This window comes from Micromonospora sonneratiae, from assembly GCF_042679305.1.
Classification (GTDB): Bacteria; Actinomycetota; Actinomycetes; order Mycobacteriales; family Micromonosporaceae; genus Micromonospora_H; species Micromonospora_H sonneratiae.
The window spans coordinates 66,383-86,935 of the sequence record NZ_JBHTMP010000007.1 but is presented as its reverse complement, the minus strand read 5'-3'; the positions used below and the strand labels follow the sequence as shown (position 1 = coordinate 86,935).

22 protein-coding genes are annotated in these 20,553 nt (G+C 70.1%); 12 read left to right on the top strand and 10 right to left on the bottom strand.

The window, feature by feature from the left end; genetic code table 11:
- Positions 1-54 precede the first annotated feature (54 nt).
- From radA to ACFQ4H_RS06665, 3 genes are all read right to left on the bottom strand, one after another.
- Positions 55-1,497, bottom strand: a complete 1,443-nt coding sequence (gene radA / locus ACFQ4H_RS06675) for a DNA repair protein RadA (RefSeq protein WP_377568089.1) — start codon at positions 1,495-1,497, stop codon at positions 55-57.
- Between the two features lie 87 nt (positions 1,498-1,584).
- Positions 1,585-2,301, bottom strand: a complete 717-nt coding sequence (locus ACFQ4H_RS06670) for a hypothetical protein (protein ID WP_377568087.1) — start codon at positions 2,299-2,301, stop codon at positions 1,585-1,587.
- A 140-nt stretch (positions 2,302-2,441) separates the two neighbouring features.
- Positions 2,442-3,281: a UbiA family prenyltransferase gene (locus tag ACFQ4H_RS06665; protein ID WP_377568085.1), complete on the bottom strand. Its 840-nt coding sequence runs from the start codon at positions 3,279-3,281 to the stop codon at positions 2,442-2,444.
- 45 nt (positions 3,282-3,326) lie between these two features.
- Here ACFQ4H_RS06665 and ACFQ4H_RS06660 point away from each other — a divergent pair, with 45 nt between their 5' ends.
- Genes ACFQ4H_RS06660 through ACFQ4H_RS06645 form a run of 4 tightly spaced genes read left to right on the top strand, consistent with a single transcriptional unit; the run spans position 3,327 to position 7,102 of the window.
- Entirely contained in the window at positions 3,327-4,103 is a 777-nt protein-coding gene (locus ACFQ4H_RS06660) for a methyltransferase domain-containing protein (protein ID WP_377568083.1), read from the top strand.
- A 54-nt stretch (positions 4,104-4,157) separates the two neighbouring features.
- On the top strand, positions 4,158-5,327 hold the full coding sequence (locus ACFQ4H_RS06655) for an acyl-CoA dehydrogenase family protein (protein WP_377568245.1): 1,170 nt from the start codon (positions 4,158-4,160) through the stop codon (positions 5,325-5,327).
- Positions 5,321-6,415: a type III polyketide synthase gene (locus tag ACFQ4H_RS06650; protein ID WP_377568081.1), complete on the top strand. Its 1,095-nt coding sequence runs from the start codon at positions 5,321-5,323 to the stop codon at positions 6,413-6,415. Before ACFQ4H_RS06655 ends, ACFQ4H_RS06650 begins: the two co-directional genes overlap by 7 nt.
- A gap of 51 nt (positions 6,416-6,466) precedes the next feature.
- On the top strand, positions 6,467-7,102 hold the full coding sequence (locus ACFQ4H_RS06645; RefSeq protein ID WP_377568079.1) for a hypothetical protein: 636 nt from the start codon (positions 6,467-6,469) through the stop codon (positions 7,100-7,102).
- Positions 7,103-7,445: 343 nt separating this feature from the next.
- Here the strand turns inward: ACFQ4H_RS06645 and ACFQ4H_RS06640 are convergent, their stop codons facing one another.
- Positions 7,446-8,186 carry a hypothetical protein gene (locus ACFQ4H_RS06640; RefSeq protein ID WP_377568077.1) on the bottom strand — a complete coding sequence of 247 codons (741 nt, stop codon included), beginning with the start codon at positions 8,184-8,186 and terminating at the stop codon, positions 7,446-7,448.
- 325 nt (positions 8,187-8,511) lie between these two features.
- Here ACFQ4H_RS06640 and ACFQ4H_RS06635 point away from each other — a divergent pair, with 325 nt between their 5' ends.
- From ACFQ4H_RS06635 to ispF, 3 genes are all read left to right on the top strand, one after another.
- Positions 8,512-8,997, top strand: a complete 486-nt coding sequence (locus ACFQ4H_RS06635; RefSeq protein ID WP_363855973.1) for a CarD family transcriptional regulator — start codon at positions 8,512-8,514, stop codon at positions 8,995-8,997.
- 66 nt (positions 8,998-9,063) lie between these two features.
- On the top strand, positions 9,064-9,768 hold the full coding sequence (ispD, locus tag ACFQ4H_RS06630; protein WP_377568075.1) for a 2-C-methyl-D-erythritol 4-phosphate cytidylyltransferase: 705 nt from the start codon (positions 9,064-9,066) through the stop codon (positions 9,766-9,768).
- Positions 9,769-9,910: 142 nt separating this feature from the next.
- Positions 9,911-10,399 (top strand): 2-C-methyl-D-erythritol 2,4-cyclodiphosphate synthase, encoded by a 489-nt coding sequence (gene ispF, locus ACFQ4H_RS06625; protein ID WP_377568073.1) that lies wholly within the window; start codon positions 9,911-9,913, stop codon positions 10,397-10,399.
- A 28-nt stretch (positions 10,400-10,427) separates the two neighbouring features.
- On the opposite strand, the gene ACFQ4H_RS06620 is transcribed toward ispF, so the two are convergent.
- Positions 10,428-10,808 (bottom strand): VOC family protein, encoded by a 381-nt coding sequence (locus ACFQ4H_RS06620; protein ID WP_377568071.1) that lies wholly within the window; start codon positions 10,806-10,808, stop codon positions 10,428-10,430.
- Positions 10,809-10,880: 72 nt separating this feature from the next.
- Here ACFQ4H_RS06620 and ACFQ4H_RS06615 point away from each other — a divergent pair, with 72 nt between their 5' ends.
- The gene (locus ACFQ4H_RS06615) at positions 10,881-11,906 is read left to right on the top strand and encodes a tetratricopeptide repeat protein (RefSeq protein ID WP_377568069.1); all 1,026 of its coding nucleotides are present in this window, start codon (positions 10,881-10,883) and stop codon (positions 11,904-11,906) included.
- A gap of 77 nt (positions 11,907-11,983) precedes the next feature.
- Here ACFQ4H_RS06615 and ACFQ4H_RS06610 read toward each other — a convergent pair whose 3' ends face one another.
- Positions 11,984-13,156: a homogentisate 1,2-dioxygenase gene (locus ACFQ4H_RS06610; RefSeq protein WP_377568067.1), complete on the bottom strand. Its 1,173-nt coding sequence runs from the start codon at positions 13,154-13,156 to the stop codon at positions 11,984-11,986.
- Between the two features lie 95 nt (positions 13,157-13,251).
- On the opposite strand from ACFQ4H_RS06610, the gene ACFQ4H_RS06605 reads away from it, so the two are divergent.
- Together ACFQ4H_RS06605 and fahA are read left to right on the top strand one after the other, a co-directional pair.
- A complete protein-coding gene (locus ACFQ4H_RS06605; RefSeq protein ID WP_377568065.1) occupies positions 13,252-14,112 on the top strand; it encodes a hypothetical protein in 861 nt (286 codons plus the stop codon).
- The gene (fahA, locus tag ACFQ4H_RS06600; RefSeq protein ID WP_377568063.1) at positions 14,109-15,311 is read left to right on the top strand and encodes a fumarylacetoacetase; all 1,203 of its coding nucleotides are present in this window, start codon (positions 14,109-14,111) and stop codon (positions 15,309-15,311) included. Before ACFQ4H_RS06605 ends, fahA begins: the two co-directional genes overlap by 4 nt.
- A gap of 92 nt (positions 15,312-15,403) precedes the next feature.
- On the opposite strand, the gene ACFQ4H_RS06595 is transcribed toward fahA, so the two are convergent.
- Positions 15,404-15,853: a recombinase zinc beta ribbon domain-containing protein gene (locus ACFQ4H_RS06595; protein ID WP_377568061.1), complete on the bottom strand. Its 450-nt coding sequence runs from the start codon at positions 15,851-15,853 to the stop codon at positions 15,404-15,406.
- A 539-nt stretch (positions 15,854-16,392) separates the two neighbouring features.
- On the opposite strand from ACFQ4H_RS06595, the gene ACFQ4H_RS06590 reads away from it, so the two are divergent.
- Both ACFQ4H_RS06590 and ACFQ4H_RS06585 read left to right on the top strand, forming a co-directional pair.
- Positions 16,393-16,593, top strand: coding sequence for a DUF397 domain-containing protein (locus tag ACFQ4H_RS06590; protein ID WP_377568059.1), 201 nt, complete (start codon positions 16,393-16,395; stop codon positions 16,591-16,593).
- A gap of 276 nt (positions 16,594-16,869) precedes the next feature.
- On the top strand, positions 16,870-18,147 hold the full coding sequence (locus ACFQ4H_RS06585; protein ID WP_377568057.1) for an outer membrane protein assembly factor BamB family protein: 1,278 nt from the start codon (positions 16,870-16,872) through the stop codon (positions 18,145-18,147).
- Positions 18,148-18,204: 57 nt separating this feature from the next.
- Here ACFQ4H_RS06585 and ACFQ4H_RS06580 read toward each other — a convergent pair whose 3' ends face one another.
- The 3 genes from ACFQ4H_RS06580 to ACFQ4H_RS06570 all read right to left on the bottom strand — a co-directional run bounded on the left by ACFQ4H_RS06580 (position 18,205) and on the right by ACFQ4H_RS06570 (position 20,394).
- Positions 18,205-19,155: a COG1361 family protein gene (locus ACFQ4H_RS06580; protein ID WP_377568055.1), complete on the bottom strand. Its 951-nt coding sequence runs from the start codon at positions 19,153-19,155 to the stop codon at positions 18,205-18,207.
- Positions 19,156-19,204: 49 nt separating this feature from the next.
- Complete coding sequence (locus ACFQ4H_RS06575; RefSeq protein ID WP_377568053.1) at positions 19,205-19,747, bottom strand: hypothetical protein; 543 nt, start codon at positions 19,745-19,747, stop codon at positions 19,205-19,207.
- Positions 19,748-19,845: 98 nt separating this feature from the next.
- A complete protein-coding gene (locus ACFQ4H_RS06570) occupies positions 19,846-20,394 on the bottom strand; it encodes a hypothetical protein (RefSeq protein WP_377568051.1) in 549 nt (182 codons plus the stop codon).
- Positions 20,395-20,553 lie beyond the last annotated feature (159 nt).

Genomic DNA, 20,553 nt, shown 5'->3' with positions numbered 1-20,553 from the left:
GCGGACACCAGGGTAGGGAAGCAGTGCATCTGGTCGACCCGTGACACAGCCGGCTTATTCGGACGATGCGCGCGCGGCGCACTGTAGGGCCATTCGTACGTCAGTGACTTCCATCACCCGCATGCCGTCGGGAGTGATGCCGGTCGACTCCGGCCCACACCCCTGGGGAACCAGGGCAAACCGGAACCCGAGCCGGGCTGCCTCGGCCAGCCGGCGCGGAACCGCGCCCACCCGGCGGACCTCGCCGGTCAGCCCCACCTCGCCGATGGCCACCAGGTGCGGTGCGATGGCCAGGTTGAGCCCGCCCGAGGCGACGGCGAGGGCTACCGCGAGATCGGCGGCTGGCTCGACCACCCGGATGCCTCCGACGGTGGCGGCGAAGACCTCGCGGTCGTGCAGGGTGAGCCGCTCGGTACGGCGTTGCAACACCGCGAGGACCATGGCCAGCCGGGCGCTGTCGAGGCCGGAGACGGTACGTCGGGGCGAGCCGGCGACCGTGGCACCGATCAGCGCCTGCACCTCGGTGACCAGGGCCCGTCGGCCCTCCATCGAAACCGTGATGCAGGTCCCCGGGACCGGCTCGGAGTAACGGGTGAGGAACAGCCCCGAGGGGTCGGCCAGACTGCTGATGCCGCCCTCGTGCATCTCGAAGCAGCCGACCTCGTCGGCCGCGCCGAACCGGTTCTTGACCCCGCGGACCATGCGCAACGAGGAGTGCTTGTCACCCTCGAAGTGCAGCACCACGTCGACCAGGTGCTCCAGTACCCGGGGGCCGGCGACCTGGCCGTCCTTGGTGACATGGCCGACCAGCACGGTGGCGATACCGCGCTCCTTGGCGACCGCCACCAGGGCTGCCGTCACCGCCCGGACCTGGGTCACGCCACCGGGCACCCCTTCCGCACCCGGCATGGAGATGGTCTGCACCGAGTCGAGCACCAGCAGACCCGGCCGGACCGCGTCGAGGTGACCGAGGACGGCGCCGAGGTCGCTCTCCGACGCCAGGTAGAGCTGCTCGTGCAGGGTGCCCATCCGCTCCGCGCGAAGCCGTACCTGGCTGACCGACTCCTCACCACTGACCACGAGCGAGGGACTCCCGCTGGTGGCGGCCCACTGCTGGGCCACGTCGAGCAGGAGGGTCGACTTGCCGACGCCGGGTTCACCGGCTAACAGCACCACCGCGCCGGGCACCAGACCACCACCGAGCACCCGGTCGAGCTCGGACACCCCGGTCGGTCGGGCCTTGGCCGGCGCGGCACTGATGGTCGCGATCGGGCGGGCCGGCTCGGCGGGCACCCGGGAACTGACCACCCGACCGGAGACGGTCGGGCCGGTGACGGTCGACTCGACGACCGATCCCCACTCACCGCACTCCGGGCACCGTCCGACCCACTTGGGTGGCTGGTGACCGCAGGCGTCGCACTCGAATGCGGGCCGGGGCTCGCGGGTCGTGGGGCGGGCGCGGTTCGCGGCGCCTCGGGGGGTGGCTCGGGTGGTCACACCAGGACGCTAGCCAACTCGTACGACGAAACCGGGCCGACGTGGTCTGCGCCACGCCGGCCCGGTTCGGGTTGTCTTCGGCCAGGGTCAGCCGTGCCCCTTGCCCTCTTCGTCGTGTACGAGCGGGGTGGCGACCGGACCCGGGGTGAGCGGCAGCGCGACCGGAACCACGGTTTCCAAGTGCTGGCCACCGAAGTTGAAGACCAGGTTGATCGAGCCACCCGAGCTCAGCGCCGACCTGAGGCCGTTTACCTGGAAGTGGCGACCCGCGGTCTTGTTGAGGACGACGAAGCTGCGGGCCGGAATCTCGATGCTGGCCGGCGTCTCCGCCGGGGCGGCCGGGGTGGTCTCCACCGGAGACGGTGATCCGGACGGTGACTCGGTGCCCGCTGGCGGCTCGGGCGTGGCCGAGCCGGACGGCTCGGCGGTCCCGGTCGGCGCAGCGGTCTCGGTCGGTGCCACCGGCACGCTCGGCGTGGCCGAGGGGTCGGTGAGCACCACGGAGTTGGCGCTGTCGGTGGTGACCGTGACGGTCACCGACTGATCCGAGTCGTTGTAGAGCACCACTTCGAGCGGTGCGTTGCCGCCTGCCGGGTATCCCTTGGGGTCCAGGTAGCTGACCGCCAGGTTCCGGACCTTGAAGGTGCCGTTCTCCGTCTGGGCGTTGATCCCATTGATGCTGGGCGCCTTCCTGGCGGTCTCGGCGATCTGGCCCGCCCCGCAGCCGGACATCAGCAGGGCGGTCGCCGCCGTACCGGCCAGCAGCACCGCGGCCCGCCGGGCCCCCCTGATCGAGCGCGTCACGTCGGTCCTCCTCGTTGCGATCCCAATCCGGCCGGACACCGGAGGCGGTGGCCATACCGCGCAGACCGGGCTCCAGGGTAATGGGGGTGATCCGCGCCCGTACGGCGACCCGGGCATTAGGTGAGGTGACCGGGACCGGATCACACCACCCGGCCGGCGATCACCAGTAGGACGACGTCGATGAGCGCCACCAGCAGCACCGCGCGGAACACCGCCACCGGCCTGGTGCCCCGCCGTGCGGCGGTGCGACTGCCGTACCACCCGAGGGGCAGCACCACGACGGCGACCGCGATGGCCGCCAACCCGGACCAGGACGGCGGCCCGGGTGGTCCGAAGACGAGCGTCGCCGTGGTCGCCAGCAGCAGCCCGGCGGCGGCTGTCCGGGTCCCGGCCGGGCCGATCCGGTGAGGTAGTCCGCGTACCCCGGTCCGTACGTCGTCGTCCAGATCGGGCAGCACGTTGGCGAAGTGTGCGCCCGCACCGAGCAACACTCCGGCCGCCACCAGCCACAACGGTGGAGCCGGCGCGTCCGGCAGGGCGAGTACGACGAAGGCGGGCAGCGCCCCGAAGGAGAGGGCGTACGGCAACACCGAGGCCGGGGTGAACTTCAGTGGCCAGTTGTAGAGCAGCGCGGAGACCAGGGCGACGGTGGCCAGCACCGCAGCGGCCGGATTCGTGGCCAACGCCAGCGGCGGTGTGACCAGGGCGGCCAGCACTCCCGCCGCGCCGACCACCCGTCGGCTGATCGCCCCCTCGACCAGCGGCTTGTCGGTCCGGCCGACCGCCGCGTCCCGGTCGGCGTCGAGCCAGTCGTTCAGCCAGCCGACGGCGAGTTGGCTGGCCAGCACGGCCGCCGTAACCACCGCCACCCCGCCGGGTCGGTGACCGACGCCCCAGGCCAGCAGCGCCGCCACGCCGGTGACCGCCAGCGCCGGCTCCGGATGGCTCGCCCGGATCAGCCTTAACACCATTTCCGGCATAGGGGAAGTCTGGCCCTTATTGGTGGATCGTGCCAGGCTCAGTCCATGGGAGACGGGCAGGTTCGGACGGCCCGGGGCCAGGTCAGGTCCCTGCCACGTAACGATCTTCGGCAGTACGACGACCTGGCCGGGGAATGGTGGCGGCCCGAGGGCGCGTTCGCGATGCTGCACTGGTTGGCCGAGTCCCGGGCCAGGCTGATCCCGCCAGCCCGTCGGCCGGGCGCGGTGCTGGTCGATGTCGGCTGTGGAGCGGGCCTGCTCACGCCGTACCTGACCGGCAAGGGATACCACCACATCGGCGTCGACCTGGTCTGCTCCGCGCTGGAACAGGCCGCCGCGCACGGCGTGACGCCGGTCAACGGAGATGCCACCTCGGTGCCGCTGGCGGATGGCTGTGCGGACGTGGTCGCCGCCGGTGAACTGCTGGAACACGTTCCCGACTGGCCGGCGGTGGTGGCCGAGGTCTGCCGGCTGCTCCGACCCGGCGGGACGTTGGTGCTGGACACCCTGAACGCCACCGCCCTGAGCCGGCTACTGGCCGTCCGGGTGGCCGAGTTGCTGCCCGGGGTGGCCCCCCGGGGCATCCATGACCCGCGACTGTTCGTTGACGTACGGGAGCTGACCGCGGAATGCGCCCGGCACGGCGTACGGCTGCGGGTCCGGGGCGTACGCCCCGAGTTCTGGGGGGTGACGAGGTGGCTGGTCCGACGGGCGGTGCCCGGGCTACGCCGGGCTGATGCCGGTGGCCCGGGTACGCCGAGGATCGTGCCGACCTGGTCGACGGCGGTGCTCTACCAGGGCCTGGGGGTGAAGGAAGGGTAGGGCGCCTCGACAGCGCGGACGGAAGGGGGAGCCATGGCGGTGGATACGGCGGCCATGAAGGTGGATGCGGTGCTGGCTGCGCGCCGGCTGGTACCACGGCTGGCGGCCCGGGCGGCGGAGAACGACCGGGACGGTGCGTTTCCGGTGGCGGACTTCGCGGACCTTCGGGAGGCGGGGCTGTTCGGGCTGATGGTCCCACCGGCGCTGGGTGGCTCGGGGGCGAGTTTTGCCGAATACACCGCCGTCGCCACCGAACTGGCCCGGGGCAACGGAGCGACGGCGCTGGTGTTCAACATGCACGCCTCGGTGACCGGAGCGCTCTGCGCGGTGACCGAGGAACTGGCGGAGGCCCTCGGTGTGCCGGACGGGGCGCTGGCCGCCCGCGACCGGCTGCTGGCCGACGCCGCCGCCGGATCCTGGTACGCGGTGGCGATGAGCGAACGGGGTGCCGGGGCACGGCTCTCCCAGCTGACCACCGTCTACCAGCCGGTCGACGGTGGCTACCACATCAAGGGGGCCAAGACCTTCTGCTCGGGGGCGGGGCACGCTGACGCGTACCTGGTGGCCGCCCGTAGCGCACTCGATCAGTCGGTGGTGTCGCAGTTCCTGGTGCCGGCCACGTCCGACGGGCTGTACGTCGAGCAGACCTGGGATTCGCTGGGGATGCGGGCCACCGCCTCGCACGATCTGCACCTGGACGTGACGGTGCCGGCGGACCGGCTGCTCGGCGGGGTGGAAGGGCTCGCCCTGGTGGTGGCGCAGCTCATGCCGCACTGGCTGGTGGCCAGCTACGCGGCCGTGTACGTGGGCGTGGCCCAGGCGGCGGTGGACGCCGCCGTCGAGCACCTGACGGCTCGTGGCCTCACCGGGCTGCCGGCCGTACGCGCCCGGATCGGGCGGGCCGACGCTGCGGTCGCCGCCGCCCGGTTGGTGGTCACCGAGGCAGCCCGTCGGGTCGACGACGAACCGGGCGACGTGGAGACGAACCGCTGGGTGTGGCGGGCCAAGCTGCTGGCCGGTACGACCGCGGCGGAGGTCGCCGCGTCGATGTTGGAGGCGGCGGGGACCTCAGCCACCCGGCGCGGTCACCCGCTGGAGCGGCTCTACCGCGACGCCCGCTGCGGGTCACTGCATCCGGCGACCTCGGACGTCTGCGCGGACTGGCTCGGCATCGCCGCGCTCGGCGGCGACCCGGACCGCGACGGAACGGCCCCCCGATGGTGAGCGCGAGGAGCGAGCGGGCGCAGCGAGCGAGCCCCACGGTCGCGATCACCGGAATGGGGATCGCCTTGCCGCCCCGGGCCACCCAGCACGAACTGTGGGAGGGCTTCTTCGCCCGGCACTTCTGCGGGCCGACCCGGGAACTGGCCCAGCGGATCTTCGCCAACTCCGGGGTCACCACCCGCCAGGCAGCGGTCAATCCGCTGTTGGAGGACGTGTCCGACTGGTCGACCGAACGCCGGATGCGTCGCTATCTCGTCGAGGCGCTGCCGCTGGGCAAGGAGGCGGTTGGTCGGGCGTTGACCGATGCCGGCCTGTCGGCCGACGACATCGGGCTCTTCGTGGTCTGTTCCTGCACCGGCTACGCCACCCCGGGGCTGGACATCCTGCTGGCCCGGGACCTCGGTCTGGCCACCGGTACACAGCGGATGTTCGTCGGGCACATGGGCTGCTACGCCGCGCTGCCCGGGCTCGGCGCGGCAACCGACTTCGTCACCGCCCGGGGCCGCCCGGCGTTGCTGCTCTGCGCCGAGCTGCCCGGACTGCACCTGCAACCGTCGTCGGCCCGGACGGACACCCAGCAGATCGTCGCTCACGCGCTCTTCTCGGACGCCGCCGTCGCCGCCGTGGTCGCGCCGGGAGCGACCCGGGGGTACGCGGTCCGCGAGGTCGTCGCGGTGACGGACACGTCGACGGCGGACTACATGACCTGGGACGTCACCGACACCGGCTTCCGGATGGGACTCTCGCCGAAGGTGCCGCAGGTGTTGGCGTCGCACGTACGGGGTCTGGTCGACGATCTGCTGGCCCGGCACGGTCTGCGAACGGTCGATGTCGACGGTTGGGCGGTGCATCCGGGCGGCCCCCGGATCCTCAACGTGGTAGAACGTGAGTTGGGACTGCCAGCGGAGGGGCTGGCCGCGTCCCGGGCGGTCCTCGCCGAGCATGGCAACTGCTCTTCGCCGACCGTACTGCTGATCCTGGACCGGTTGACCCGTGGGCCGCGCCCGCCCCGGTGGACCGTCATGCTGGCCTTCGGCCCGGGACTGACCCTGTACGCGACACTGCTGCAACGGGCATCGATGGCCTGACGTGCCGGTCGAGTGGTGATCGGGAATGCCCCCGGCGGCTAGGATCGCGCTGTGGGCAGTACTTCGGATGGCTACCGACTGCGCGGATATCTGCTGGCGTTCCTGGCGTTGGCGGTCCTGACCGGTGGCGGTTGGTGGTGGATGGTGTCCGCGCCGGATCCGGACCGACGGTCCGCCGGGTCGGCTGCTGCAACGCCCACGCCTGCCTACTCCCCGGCAGCTCCGGACTACCGCCAGGGGTACCCGGCGACCGCCCCCTCCGCTGGGTTGGTGTTCGACGTCGACCCGGCGACCGGCCGGATCACCCGGTTCCGGTCCGTCGAGCCGGTCCCTTCGACCGGCGTCGGTGGCCCCGGCCGCCCGGCTGCGGGTGACGTCGAAAAAGAACTCCCACTCTCCCCGAACTCGGTACGACGTGAGGTGACGACGCTGACCCGTGACAAGGCGATGGACTGGGACCTCACCCTCGCTCCCGGGAACTACTCGCTGCAAAGCATCTGCGTCGCCTCCGGCGACCTGCACTTCCAGGTCGATGGTGGCCGGAGCCAGCCGAGGTCCATCGGCGCTCGCTGCAACGGGGAGCTGTCGGTGATTTCGGTGGCCGTCGATGGTCGGGTACGCATCAAGGTGACGTACGCGGGCCCCGGTTCGGCCTGGGTCGGGGTGGTACTCGAACGACCGTTCTAGCGTTGGTGATCGAGGTTTGCCGCCTGTCGTCGTCGGTCGGTGGACGTCGACCCGTGGGTGGGTCCGCGTGCGGCCGGTCGGTACGGACGGCCAGCCCCCGGGCGCGACAGCACGAATGACCCAGTTCGACAGCAGGTTGGGGCGACGGGCTGACGGCAGTCGCCGGCCATTCCGGCAGCCAAGGTCGATCTTGCGGAAAGCGGCGACGATTACGCGTCGTACCAGCGTGGCGTCAAATCCCATTCGTCCATTCGGGATCAGCCGCTTCGGCTATACCGTCATTCTGCTGCCGATCGTTGGTCGTCGACATTCGCCTAAATCGACCCGTCGATAATTGCCGTGGTCAACGGTTGCCCAATTCGGCCAGTTCGGCCGGGTGCTCCGCGAGTCCGTTCGTCGAGGGCAGGATCCGGACGATCCCCCCGGAGCGGGCGACCAGCAGCGTGGTGGCCGGGTCGGGGCGCGGTGAAAGTCGCAGTGCGGCGGCCAACTGGGCGGTCGGGTCGACGAGGGACCGGATCGGGGCGACCGGTGGCTGTCCCGGTGTGGCGGACGGCCGTGTCTCGCTGGTCAGCGCCACCACGGTGACCCCGGGAGGTACCGTTCGCGCGGCCAGGTTCAGCTCGTCGACACAGGTGCAGCCGTCGACGAAGACGAGTACGGCGGGCAGCAGGCTGCGTAGCGGGACCAGGGCGCCGTCCTCGCGGATCAGATCCATTGCGGGCACCCGCTGTACGGGGGTGCCGGTGGTGGGGGCGGTCTGCTGCGGGGTGCGTTGGGTCGTCCGTACCACGGCGAAGAGGCTGACCAGCGTGGTCAGTACGGCGACCAGGAGGATCAGCAGGGGGCTGCGGGGCGGGCTGGGGATGTCGACGCCCGGAGCGGGTGGCAGTCCGAACAGCCGACGCCAGGCGGTACGGCGGTTCCGTCTGCGTAGTTCGGCGCGGAGCTGGGCGGCCTCGTCGGCCAGTTCGGCGGGATCGTCCGGAATTACGATCGAGCCCCATTCCGGGGGCAGGCCGGGCAGCCCTTCGGGCGGTCCGCCGCCATCGGGTCGTCCGTCACCGTTGCCCGCCGTGCCCATCGCGCCCCCTTGCGGTCACCTGAACAGTGGATCGGGCCCGGTTCCAGGGTCCCCTACTGGCGTTCGTCTCGCCAGTGGTGGGCGTACCCCTAGGGTGAGAGTTACGATTGAAGGACCGCTACGTCCTTGTTCCGATTTCCCGACCTGCCTTGCTGGCCGGTGATCCCGAAGTAACACACCGTGGTGAAACCATCGGATTGACCGGCTGTCAAGCTGAAGAAAGACCTCTCACAAGGCCTCTGAGCTGCGCTAACGGTCAGGAACGCGGTGAGACATCGGTGCCTGAGCGTGTTACCCTAGACACAGCGAAAGGGGTTTCGAACCTATGGTTTTCAGTGTCGGCGAGACCGTTGTTTACCCCCACCACGGGGCCGCACTCATCGAGGCAATCGAGACTCGGGTCGTCAGGGGCGAGGAGAAGCAGTACCTCGTTCTCAGGGTCGCTCAGGGTGACCTGACGGTGCGGGTGCCCGCTGAGAACGCCGAGATCGTCGGTGTCCGCGAAGTAGTCGGCGAAGAGGGCCTGGGTAAGGTCTTCGATGTTCTCCGCGCTCCGCACACCGAGGAGCCGACCAACTGGTCGCGGCGTTACAAGGCGAATCTGGAGAAGCTGGCCTCCGGTAACCCCCTCAAGGTGGCTGAGGTCGTCCGTGACCTCTGGCGCCGGGAGCGGGAGCGGGGCCTGTCGGCGGGCGAGAAGCGGATGCTCGCCAAGGCTCGTGACATCCTGGTCGGCGAGGTCGCGCTCGCCGAAAAGAGCACCAAGGACGAGGCGGAAACCCTCCTCGACAAGGTGCTGACCGAGGCGTAGGAGCAGGTTCCGGACGCTCTGCTCGTTATCCACCCACCCGGACGCAAAGAATTCGAGGACCGCGACGTGACCGCGCAGCTCAATCCGCGCGGTGACGTCGCGGTCCTCGTTCCGGCTGCTGGTGCGGGCGTCCGTCTCGGCCCGGGTCGCCCCAAGGCACTCCGACTGCTGGCCGGCGAGTCACTGCTGGTGCACGCGGTACGCCGGATCGCTGCCGCGCCCTGTGTGCATTCCATCGTCGTCGCGGCGCCGACCGCCGAGCTGAACGCTGTTGCCGAACTGCTGGCCCCGGTCGCCCCGGTGATCGTCGTCGCCGGTGGCGCCACCCGGCAGGAGTCGGTTGCTGCCGCGCTGGCCGCCGTACCGGCCGGGCCCGGGATCGTCCTGGTGCACGACGCGGCCCGGGCGTTGACCCCACCCGAGTTGGTGGAGTCCGTCGCGGCGGCCGTCCGGGCCGGTCAGGACGCCGTGATCCCCGTGCTGCCGGTGGTCGACACGATCAAGGAGGTCTCCGCCGACGACGCGGTGCTGGGCACCGTCGACCGGTCGGCGCTGCGGGCCGTACAGACCCCGCAGGGCTTCCGCCGCGACGTGCTGGCCGCCGCGCACGCCGCCGCCGTCGACCCGCTCACCGACGACGCCGGGTTGGTGGAGAAGCAGGGGATACCCGTCAGGTGCGTGCCCGGCTCCGAGTACGCGATGAAGATCACCCGTCCGTTCGACCTGGCGCTGGCCGAGCACCTGCTGGCCGCCGCACCCGCCACCCCCTGACCCTTTCCCCATTCCACCCCAACCCACCCGCATCTCCGCCCTTCTTGTCGATCAAGGACCTCTGGGCGTGTTTCGATCTCCGAAGCACGGTGATTCGCCCTTGATCAGCGCAGGGATCCTTGATCGACGTATGCTTCCCGGCGTGATCGTTCCACGGGTGGGCGTCGGCAGCGACGTACATGCATTCGAAGCCGGTCGAGACTGCTGGGTGGCCGGCCTGCACTGGCCGGGGGTGGACGGTCTGGCCGGGCATTCCGACGCTGACGTCGCCGCCCACGCGGCCTGCAACGCGCTGCTCTCCGCCGCCGGCCTCGGCGATCTCGGATCCAACTTCGGCGTCGCCGAGCCCGAGTGGGCCGGTGCTGCGGGGGTCGTACTGCTCGGCGAGACCGCCCGCCGGGTACGGGCTGCCGGCTTCGAGATCGGCAACGTCTCCGTCCAGGTGATCGGGGTACGCCCCAAGATCGGACCGCGTCGCGCCGAGGCGGAGAGCGTGCTGAGCGAGGCGATCGGCGCAGCCGTCAGCGTCTCCGCCGCGACCACCGATGGTCTCGGCTTCACCGGTCGCGGCGAGGGTCTGGCGGGTTTTGCGGTCGCGTTGGTCTACCCGGTCGTGACCTCGGCCGGATAGCACCCCATTCGACGCTCACCAGCAGCGCTCACCCGACGCGTCGGGCATGGGCGGTGAAGAACTCCGGGTCACTCTGCACCGGAACCACACAGACGAGGTGTCCGCCGGGCGCACGGAGGACCACCCATCCGTCGTGCCGGGTCTCCTCGGTGGCACCGAGCGCCACCAGTCGATCCACCTCCGCCGGCACGTCGTCGGTCTCGATGTCGAGGTGGTAGCGCGGGGCGTCGTCGACCGCCTGCACCTCCATCGCGAGTTCGGTGCCGGCCGCGCCGGGCAGCGCGTGGTAGGTGCCGTCGGCGTCCGGTTTCGGGGTCGCGCCGAGGGCGGCGGCCCAGAAGGTCACCGCCGCGTCCGCTTCCGTCCTGGGGGCGTCGACGAAGAGACCGTACAGCCGGGTGCGATGCATGGCCGGGAGACTATCGGAATGCGGGCCAGTGCGGCGCTCCCGCTTCACCGGCGGACGATCTAGGCTCGGGCCGTGTCCAGCGATGCCGCCTCAGACCAGCACCCCTCCGCCGACGGCTACATCCAGCGGGCCGTACTCCTGGCCGATCTGGGCCGCTACGACGAGGCCGCGACCGAACTCAGCTACGCGATCGCCCTCAACCCCGGTGACCCGTACGCATTGACGATGCTGTCCCGCGTACACATTGCGATGGAGCGGCCGACCGAGGCGTTGACGGCGGCGGATGCGGCGATCGCCGCAGCACCCGAGCAGGTGCCTCCCCTGGTGGCCCGGGGAATCGCACTGGCCGACCTGCGGCGGTTCGCGGAGGCGGCGCAGACCGCGGACCAGATTCTCGCCCTCGGCCCGACCGACGCCTACGCCCAGCGCAGCGCAGCAGCGATCCTGGCCGAGTCACGGAACGGGCAACTGGCCCTGAACGCCGCCTGGCGTGGCGTGGAACTGGCCCCGGAGGAACCCCAGGCGCATCTGGTGCTCGGTCTGGTCGCCGCCCGGATGGAGCAGTTCGACCTGGCCGAGCGGGCCTATCGGGAGGCGCTGCGGCTCGACCCCGAGCTGGCCGAGGCCCAGCACGACATCGGTGTGATCCGGCTGGAGCAGCGCCGCTACGCGGAGGCGCTGGCACACATCGCCGATGCTGCGGCGTTGGACCCGGCCGGGATCAAGGCCGGGCGGACGATCGGCGCGGGCATGCGCAACCTGGTGCTGTACGGCGCCGGCTACTCGTTCGTTGCCGTGGTGCTGGTGGCCTTCCTGGCCGCCGGTAACGGGGCGTTGTCCCGGATCCTGGCCGTGGTGCTGGCGCTCGGCGGTGCCGGGGTGGTGTGGATGTTCGCGGCCCGGTTGCCCGGCCTGGTCGGCCGGATCCTGCCCGGGTTGCTGCGGGAGGACCGGGCGCTGGCCTTCGCCGGATACACCGTCCTGGCCGCGCCCTGCCTGATCCTGCTCTACGCCCTGATCGGTACGCCGTGGCCGCTGGTGCTGGCGATCTGCGCCGCGACGGCGGCCGAGATAGCGGTACTCCGCCGTACGTACTGACCGCCTGGACCACCCCTGTTACTCCTGCCGGCCATGCGACCAGCAGGTGTGGTCCAGGCGGTGTCCCGCCCGTCGGTTCAGTCGGTGCCGGTACGGGCCCAGGTCCAGGCGTATCCGGGGTCCTCACAGCTCAGCGCCGACTCGCACAGATCGAGTGGACGGAAGGTGTCCACCATGACCGCGAGTTCGTCGAAGTAGTCGACGCCGATCGACCGTTGCACCGCACCCGGCTGCGGGCCGTGGGTGAAGCCGGCCGGGTGCAGGGAGATGGAACCCTGCTCGATGCCGGAACCGCGCCTCGCCTCGTAGTTGCCGCCGGTGTAGAAGAGCATCTCGTCGGAGTCGACGTTGTGGTGGTTGTACGGCACCGGGATGGCCAGCGGGTGGTAGTCCACCTTGCGGGGCACGAACGAGCAGATCACGAAGTTCGGGCCCTGGAAGGTCTGGTGCACCGGTGGTGGCTGGTGCACCCGGCCGGTGATCGGCTCGAAGTCGTGGATGGAGAAGGCCCACGGGTAGAGGTGGCCGTCCCAGCCGACCACGTCGAACGGGTGGTGGGCGTAGACGTACCGGGTCCAGCCGCGTCGGTGCTGGACCAGCACCTCGACCTCGGAGCCGTCGACGAGCAGCGGCTCGTCCGGTCCGCGTACGTCCCGTTCGCAGTACGGCGAGTGTTCGAGGAACTGGCCGCGTACGGAGAGGTAGCGCTTGGGCGGCCCGATGTGCCCGGTGGCCTCGACCGTCAGCAGCCGGACCGGTGAGTCCCCGGTGGGCACGATCCGGTGGATCACCGAGGTCGGGATGATCACGTAGTCGCCGGCGACGGCGTCGAGGACCCCGAAGGTGGATTCGATCCGGGCGGTGCCCGCCTCGACGTAGAGGCACTCGTCGCCGGTCGCGTTGCGGTAGAGCGGGGACGGCTGGTCGGCGACTACGTAGGCGATCCGCACGTCGTCGTTGGCCAGCAGGTACTGCCGCCCGAGCACGGCATCGGCCGGGCCACCGTCGAGTTTGTGGGTGCGCAGGTGCCGTGGTTTCAACGGCAGGTTGGGAACCCGGGTCCAGGCCGGCCGGGTGAATTCCTCGGCGGCGAGGATCGCGGTCGGCAGATGCCGGTGGTAGAGCAGGGAGGAGTCCGAGGAGAACCCTTCCTGGCCCATCAACTCCTCGGCATAGAGGCTGCCGTCGGGCTGACGGAACTGGGTGTGGCGTTTGCGCGGCACCTCGCCGACGCTGCGGTAGTACGGCATGACCATCTCCCGATTTGTCCCAGTCACCGGCCGATGGCGTCCGATAATCGGACGCTGTTGTCCGTTAGTCGTAGCGTCCCGTAGATTCTGTGTTCGTGTCAACGCAGGTGCCCCGGCTCTTCGCCGGTCTCGTCGACGACGCTGCCGTCTTTCCGCCCGGAAGCGCAACGCTCCCTGACGCGCTCGCCGCTCACCGGCGACACCGGGCCGCCTGGTACGCCGACCTGGTCGGGCCGCTCCTGGTCCCGGCCACGGCGTTGCCAGCACTGACCGATCTGCTCGAACCCGATGAGCGGATCGAGGTAGGGGTGATCGGTGACGTCTCACCACTGACCCGGCTCTACGACCTTCGGGACGGCCTCGACCCTCGGATCACGTTGAGACAGGTCGAGGCGGCGGTGGCCAAGCGCGGCGAGGACCCGCAACCGGGCCTGGCCGAGTTGACCAAGCTGCCCGGGCAACTCGGGGAGGTGGACGTCTACGCCGAGATCCCGTTGGCCTGGGGGCTGCTGCGGGCGCTGGACGTCGTCGCCCAGGAGCGGGCCACCGGTACCCGGATAGCCGCGAAGTTCCGTACCGGGGGCCTCGCCGCCGAGTTGTTCCCGACCCCGGTGGAGTTGGCCGCGGTGATCTGCGCCTGTCGGGACAGGGACCTGCCGTTCAAGCTCACCGCCGGCCTGCACCACGCCATCCGGAACACCGACCCGGAGACGGGATTCATCCACCACGGGTTCGTCAACGTGCTCGTCGCGTCCGCAGTGGCCGCCGACGGCGCGGAGGTGGCCGAGGTCGCCGACCTGCTGGCCACCACCGACCCGCTGCGGCTGGTCGAGCCGGCCCGGGTACGGCGGGACCGGTCCCGTCCGTTGTGGATCGGCTTCGGCTCGTGCAGCATCGTGGAACCACTGACCGACCTGATCCGGCTGAACATGGTGAACGGGGGATTCGAGCTATGACCTGGGTCGAGGGTGCGGCGGGTTCGCCGTACGGAGTGCACAACCTGCCGTACGGGGTGTTCCGGCACGACGGGCGCGCACCACGCATCGGCGTACGGATCGGGGACTTCGTCCTCGACCTCGACGGCGCGGAAGCGGCCGACCTGATCCTGGCCGGTGGTGCGCTGCGGCGGCCGGTGCTCAACGACTTCATGGCCCTCGGTCCGGCCCAGTGGGGGGCGGTACGGGCGCGGATCGTCGAACTGCTGGTCGGTGAGGAGCACCGGGCCGAGGTGCAACCGTTGCTGGTGCCGTTGGCCGAGGTCGAGTTGGTGCTGCCGTTCGAGGTCGGAGACTACGTCGACTTCTACTCCTCCGAGCACCACGCGGCCAACGTCGGACAGATCTTCCGGCCGGGCCAGCCGCCGTTGCTGCCGAACTGGAAGCACCTGCCGATCGGCTACCACGGTCGGGCCGGCACCGTCGTCGTCTCCGGTACGTCGGTGGTCCGCCCGTGCGGGCAGCGCTCCACCCCCGACGGTCCGGTCTTCGGCCCGTCCCAGCGGTTGGACATCGAGGCCGAGGTCGGTTTCGTGGTGGGGGTGCCGTCGGCACTGGGCGACCGGGTGCCGGTCGGGGACTTCGCGAAGTACGTCTTCGGTGTGGTGCTGGTCAACGACTGGTCCGCCCGGGACATCCAGGCCTGGGAATACCAGCCGCTCGGCCCGTTTCTCGGTAAGTCCTTCGCCACCTCGGTCTCGCCCTGGGTGACGCCGTTGGCGGCGCTGGCGGATGCCTGGGTGGCGGCCCCGGACCAGGACCCGGTGGTGCTCGACTACCTGCGCGACGTGCCGCACGTCGGGCTGGACCTGCGGTTGGCGGTGGAGTGGAACGGTACGCGGGTCAGCGAGCCGCCCTTCGCGACCATGTACTGGACCCCGGCCCAGCAGCTTTCACACCTGACGGTCAACGGGGCGTCACTGCGTACCGGTGACCTGTTCGCCTCCGGCACGGTCTCCGGTCCGGATCGGGGGCAGGTCGGCTCGTTCCTGGAACTGACCTGGGGTGGCACCGAGCCGGTGGCGGTGGGCGACGACCCGGCCCGGTCGTTCCTGGCCGACGGTGACACGGTCACCATCACCGCGACCGCCCCCGGCCCGGACGGCACCACCGTCGCCCTGGGCGAGGTCACCGGCACCATCCAGCCAGCTCGACCCTGAGCTGCGGCCGGTCCCGGCCAGCTCGACCGTGGACGGGTGGGTCCCCTCCGGCTGCTGGTCGAGCACGCCAGGGGGCGGCCGGAGCCGACGATTCAGCCTGCCGGGGACGTGTAGGTCAACCAGTACAACTGCGGGGCCTGACCGTTCCCGGCAACCACCCGGTGGATCCGGCGACGGATCAGGTCCCGTCGCCGGTCGGGGCAGGAGTGCACCCACGCCGACCGCAGACTGCGTAGCCAGGGCGGGGTACGGCGGGCCCGCTTCTCCTGGGTCTCGTGGACCACGGCCCGGAGGACCTCGCCCTCGATGCTGCCGGCCGGCACGGGTGGCCGGCCACAGCCGGCGTCACAGCGGTAGAAGCGTTCGGTGGCGGCTGTGCCGTTGCGGCGGTCCAACGGCACCATGGTCGTGCCGCACCGGCACCAGATCAGGCCCCACAACAGGTACGGAGTGGGCTGTCCCGGGTTGTCCCACCAGGAATTTGTCTGGATCTTGACGTTCTGCAGCTCGGCCTGGCCGCTGCTTCCCCCGTACTGTCGCATCCGACTTGCCGCCTTCCCGTCCGCCTGGCCTTTCCGTCGTTGGCCTTCCTGGGATTGCATCTGGGCGGGCCGGGCCTCCTAGCGAGGATCCCGCCCGGTCGAATTGAGTCTGTCTCTTCGCGTTGAGCGACACAACGCTTACGGATAGATGTGGCAAGAGATAGGTACGAATGACCGACGTCGCCCATCGGGTGAACGAACCGCATCGAACGGCTATCCGTCCGTCGGGCGATCGCTCCCAGGTTTGTCGGTCAAGTCGTATCAACCCGCCCCGAGGCCGGTCGAAATGCTCCGATGGGCCGCCCTTGCGGGTGCCGAGCCGCCACCTCCGGCTCGGCCGAACGCACATTTCATCCGATGACGGACAAATAGTCCGTCTTATTTGCAACCTACCCGTAACCTCCTGAACTGCACTTCTGGTTGATCAGGACGATCCCGACGGGGCTTTGCGGTCGCACACGATGCACAAGGGCGTGCAGATGATGGGCAAATCGCCCCGAACCTGAATCGGGACTCGTCTCCCAAGTGAGGGGTGTTGAATGATTGACCTTGCCTGTGCACAGTGGCGCAAGAGCAGCCGCTCAAACGACCAGGGACTGTGCATCGAGGTCGCGGACAACCTGGTCGATGTCGTCGGCCTGCGGGACTCCAAGGACCCAGAGGGGCCGGTGCTGGCGTTCAGCCCGCGCGGCTGGGCGGCGTTCGTCGCTGCGACCAAGGCTGGCACCTTCGATCGTTGACCGATCGGCGGTGTTGGACCGTAGTCGACCTGGACAGCCGTTGACCTGGACAGTCCTGGACAGTCCTGGACAGTCTCGGCTCCGACCACGGGTACCGGTAACGGAACGTCAGATTGCGGCCAACCGCACCCGGACAGGGTTGGTTGATCGCCATGACCGTCGGTGTTCGCCGGAACCCCTGGACGACTACGACTTGGATGGCTACGAAAGGTGCCGCTTGGCCTGCCAGGCGGCACGCTTCCTCCGCTCGATAGGGTGCCCGGCGGAGGTGTGGGCATGGGGACGCCGAAAGGCACGGGAACGCTGAGCGGCGCACGGAACCGGCGTCGGTCGATCATCGCAGCGGTCGCTGCGGTGCTGGCCGTCGTGGCGGCCGGTGCGATCGCGTACCGGGTCCTCGCCCCAGCGGAGGAACTCACCCCGGCCCGGGTCGCATACCCGTCCCCGGCTACCCGGGCACCAGGAGTGATCGGCGCGCTGCCTACGGCACCGCTGATCGTCGATGATCGAATCCGGGTCCATGCCAGCCCTCGACAGGTCGTCGCCGACCATCCCGTCGACGCCAGGACCCGACGCACCCCGTACTGGTCGTACCGCCGCTGGCCGGCACAGCTCACCGGGGTGGTGGCCGCCCACACCACGGTGGTCACCCGGTGGTCGGACGGTGAACTGGTCGCGCTGGATGCCCGTACCGGTCGGATCAGTTGGCGGGCGAGCGGCCCTGAGCCCGGACAGGGCTACGAGGGCCGACGTACCGGGGCGGTCGAGGTCTACGCGCCGTCCGGACTGCACACCGCCACCACCCGGGACGGGCAGGCTGTCCTGGTCGTGACCGGCCGGACCGAGTTGCGTGGCGTGGACCTGGTCACCGGCCGGGAGCTGTGGCGCGACGCGGTCGCCCCGTCCTGCCGTCGTGACGGCCTCACCACCACCACCGGCCAGTTCGTCAGCGTGGACGTCTGTGCCTCGCCGCAGATGGCCGAGTTCCGCAACGTGGCGGACGGTACGCCGGTCACCCGGTGGCGGCCCGAGGACGCCGGTTCGAAACTGACGGTCGACGGCCTCGACTGCGGACCCGGCCGCTCGGGCTGTCCGGCGCTCCGGACCACCAGTGGTGAGTCCAGCCGTGGCTGGTTCCCGGCGACGGGTGGACCGGTGGCGGTGCCGGCGTTGGACTCCCCGGAGGTCGTACTGGCCGGGGAATGGGCGATCGCCCCGGGACCGACCGAACTGGTTGCTCGCGTGGCCGACACGGGCTCCCCGGCCTGGCGGCGATCCGACCTCGGACCGGTACGAATACTCGCCACCCAACCGGGACGGGTGCACCTGCTCAGTGAGGCCGGCGACCTGATCAACCTGGACCCGGCGACCGGAACCGAGTCGTCCCGCTTCCCGTTCACCCAGGGCCGCAGGGGGGTCACCTGGGTGCCTGGCTTCGCGTACGCCGCCGGCGGGTTCCTGGCGGTGGAACGCCTCGCCACACCGGTCGACCCGACCGCCGACGACGACGCGTACTACCTGCACATGGAACCCGTCATCTTCGCCGCCAGCTGAGTCGCCTGGGCGTGGCGCTGCTGCTCGGCAAGCCGAAGGAGTCGGCGCGCGTGGGCCTCACCGTCGCCAACGGCGGCGGTAGGTGTAGCCACCGAAGAGCGCGACAGCCAGGACCGTGATCGTCGCGGCGGCGGCCAGCAGGGGGAACGGGCGGAGTCCCGCCGCCTTCTTCACGGACTGCCCACCGAAGGTGACCGTGCCGCTGGCCTTCCGTTCGGTGACACCGCTGGCCAGGACCAACCGGGCGGTCCACTGGCCGTCCGGGATCCGGGTGTCGAGGGGAACGCGTACGGTCCCGGTGTCACCGGTACCGAGGGTGTTCAGTTTGACGCTGAACGGACCGGTGGCGAGTCCGGCGGGCCCGTCCGACAGGAACAGTTCTCCGCCGAGGTCGAGCGCCCGGCCGCCGGTGTTGCGTACCCGAGCGGTCACCACCGGCGTGCCATCGGGGGTGCGTTCGCCCGAGAACCGGTCGATCTCGAAGTCCGATGCCGGTTCACCGCCCGGTCCGACCGAGAGGTAGATGCGGATACCGACGCGACCCACGTTCCGTACGTTGGCGGAGGGGTTCGGGTCGGCGGCGGTTTCTGCCCAGACGACCGCATAGCGCTCGCCGGCTGATGCGGTCTCCGGTACGTCGATGGTGACCCATATCCGGGCGTACTGCTCCGCGTCGAGTTCGATGCTCTCCCGGTCCAGTTGGATCCAGCTGGTGAGTTCGTTCTCTGCCCGCTCCGGCGCGAAGACGAACCCGCTCTGTTCCACGGTGGCGGCGGCGGGGTAGAGCGCGATCTCCCGGGTCACCTCGGAGGAGTTGGTCACCTCGATCCGCCGTCCGATGGTCTCGCCCGGCTTCACGTGATCCACGATGTACTGGTGGGCCCGGAGGTCGTCGCGGCGGCTCACCGGGGCGTCGACCAGGCGGATTCCGACGCTGGCGTCGGGATTCGGTTGGCCGGTCGGCGTCCTGGCGATCGTGCCTGCCCCGGCGGGTGCGGCCGGGGGCACCGTGGCCGTGACCAGCGCCAGGGCGGTTACGGCGAGTGCCAGCCGGTTCTCACGCCACCGAATGGGTCACCGTCCCGCTGTACAGGCCGCCAACGGCGACGGCCGGGATGCCGATGACCAGGGTGGGGTTCCAGCTGACCGAGTTGTCACCGCTACCGGTCGTCTTGGAGTACGCGGTACGGGGCACGTCCAGACTCTGCGCGTCGGCTGCGGTCGGCTGACCCGGGATGACGTTGCCGAGGCCGGTGACGGCCGTCGGTAGGCCGGACCAGTAGTCCACCTCGTGGTTGGAGATGGTCTCCGCCGGCGACCTGTCGCCGGTGGTGAACGACGTCGAGGTCACCGAGGCGGTCCAGGTGGCGTTCAGGAAGGCGCGTGAATCGACCACCTGTACGGTGCCCAGCTGGCCGCTGATGGTCGAGCCGGGGAATCCCGAGCCGAGGCTGGCCGAGGCGGGCACGTGGATGACGAGGTTGGAGGTCGCCACGGTGAACGTGACCGTGGTGTCACCGGAGGGCTGGGCGACCGCTGGTGCGGCTGTCACCGCAACCGTCGCGATGGTTAGAAGGCCGAGCAAGGATGACTTCCGCATGAAAGAGACTATAAGTCGGATAAGTCCGTTTAGTGGCTTGTTCGTATCGAGAGCCGACTAGCGTCCCCTGTGTCCAAGCGTCAGGGCGCGGTGGCCCGTCACGCCACCGAATGGGTGATGGTCCCGGTGTACAGGCCCAGGACGGCGGTGGACGGGATGGTGACGAGCAGGGTGGGTGTCCAGGTCACCGTGTTGTTACCGCTACCGGCGGTCTTCCGGAATGCGGTACGGGAGACGGTGAGGCTCTGCGCCTGGGCTGCGGTGAGCTGGCCCGGGATCAGTGTGCCGCCACCGGTGCTTTTGGTCGCGGGGCCGGACCAGTAGGAGACCTGGCTGTTCGGAATCGTCTGGGCGGGGGTGCCGGTGCCGGTCCGGAACGACGTCGCCGACACCGTCGCCGTCCAGGTGTTGGGGTTGACGATTCGATGGTCCTCTACGGTCACCGCCCCTAGACGGCCAGAGAGCGTCGTGCCGGTGAAGGCGGCGCCGAGGTTCGCCGCCGATGGGACCGTGATCGACAACATCTGTTGCGCCAGCCGGATCTGGGCGGTTTCGTGGGGGGTCGCGGGCGACGCGATCGCGATCGCGGGGGACGACGTGACGCCGACCGACAGCGCAACCCCGACAAGCGTCGACAGTGCTCGCACCGGCAAACTATAAGGCGCTGTGGAGCTGCTTTGCCGTATTTTCACCTATTTGGGGTGGTGGTGGAGCGCCGTAGGGGCCACTCCTGAACCCCTATCCGTACCGTCCGTCGCTTACGGACGTGCCCTCCAGCGGCTATGGACGCACCTTCCGGCTGGCTA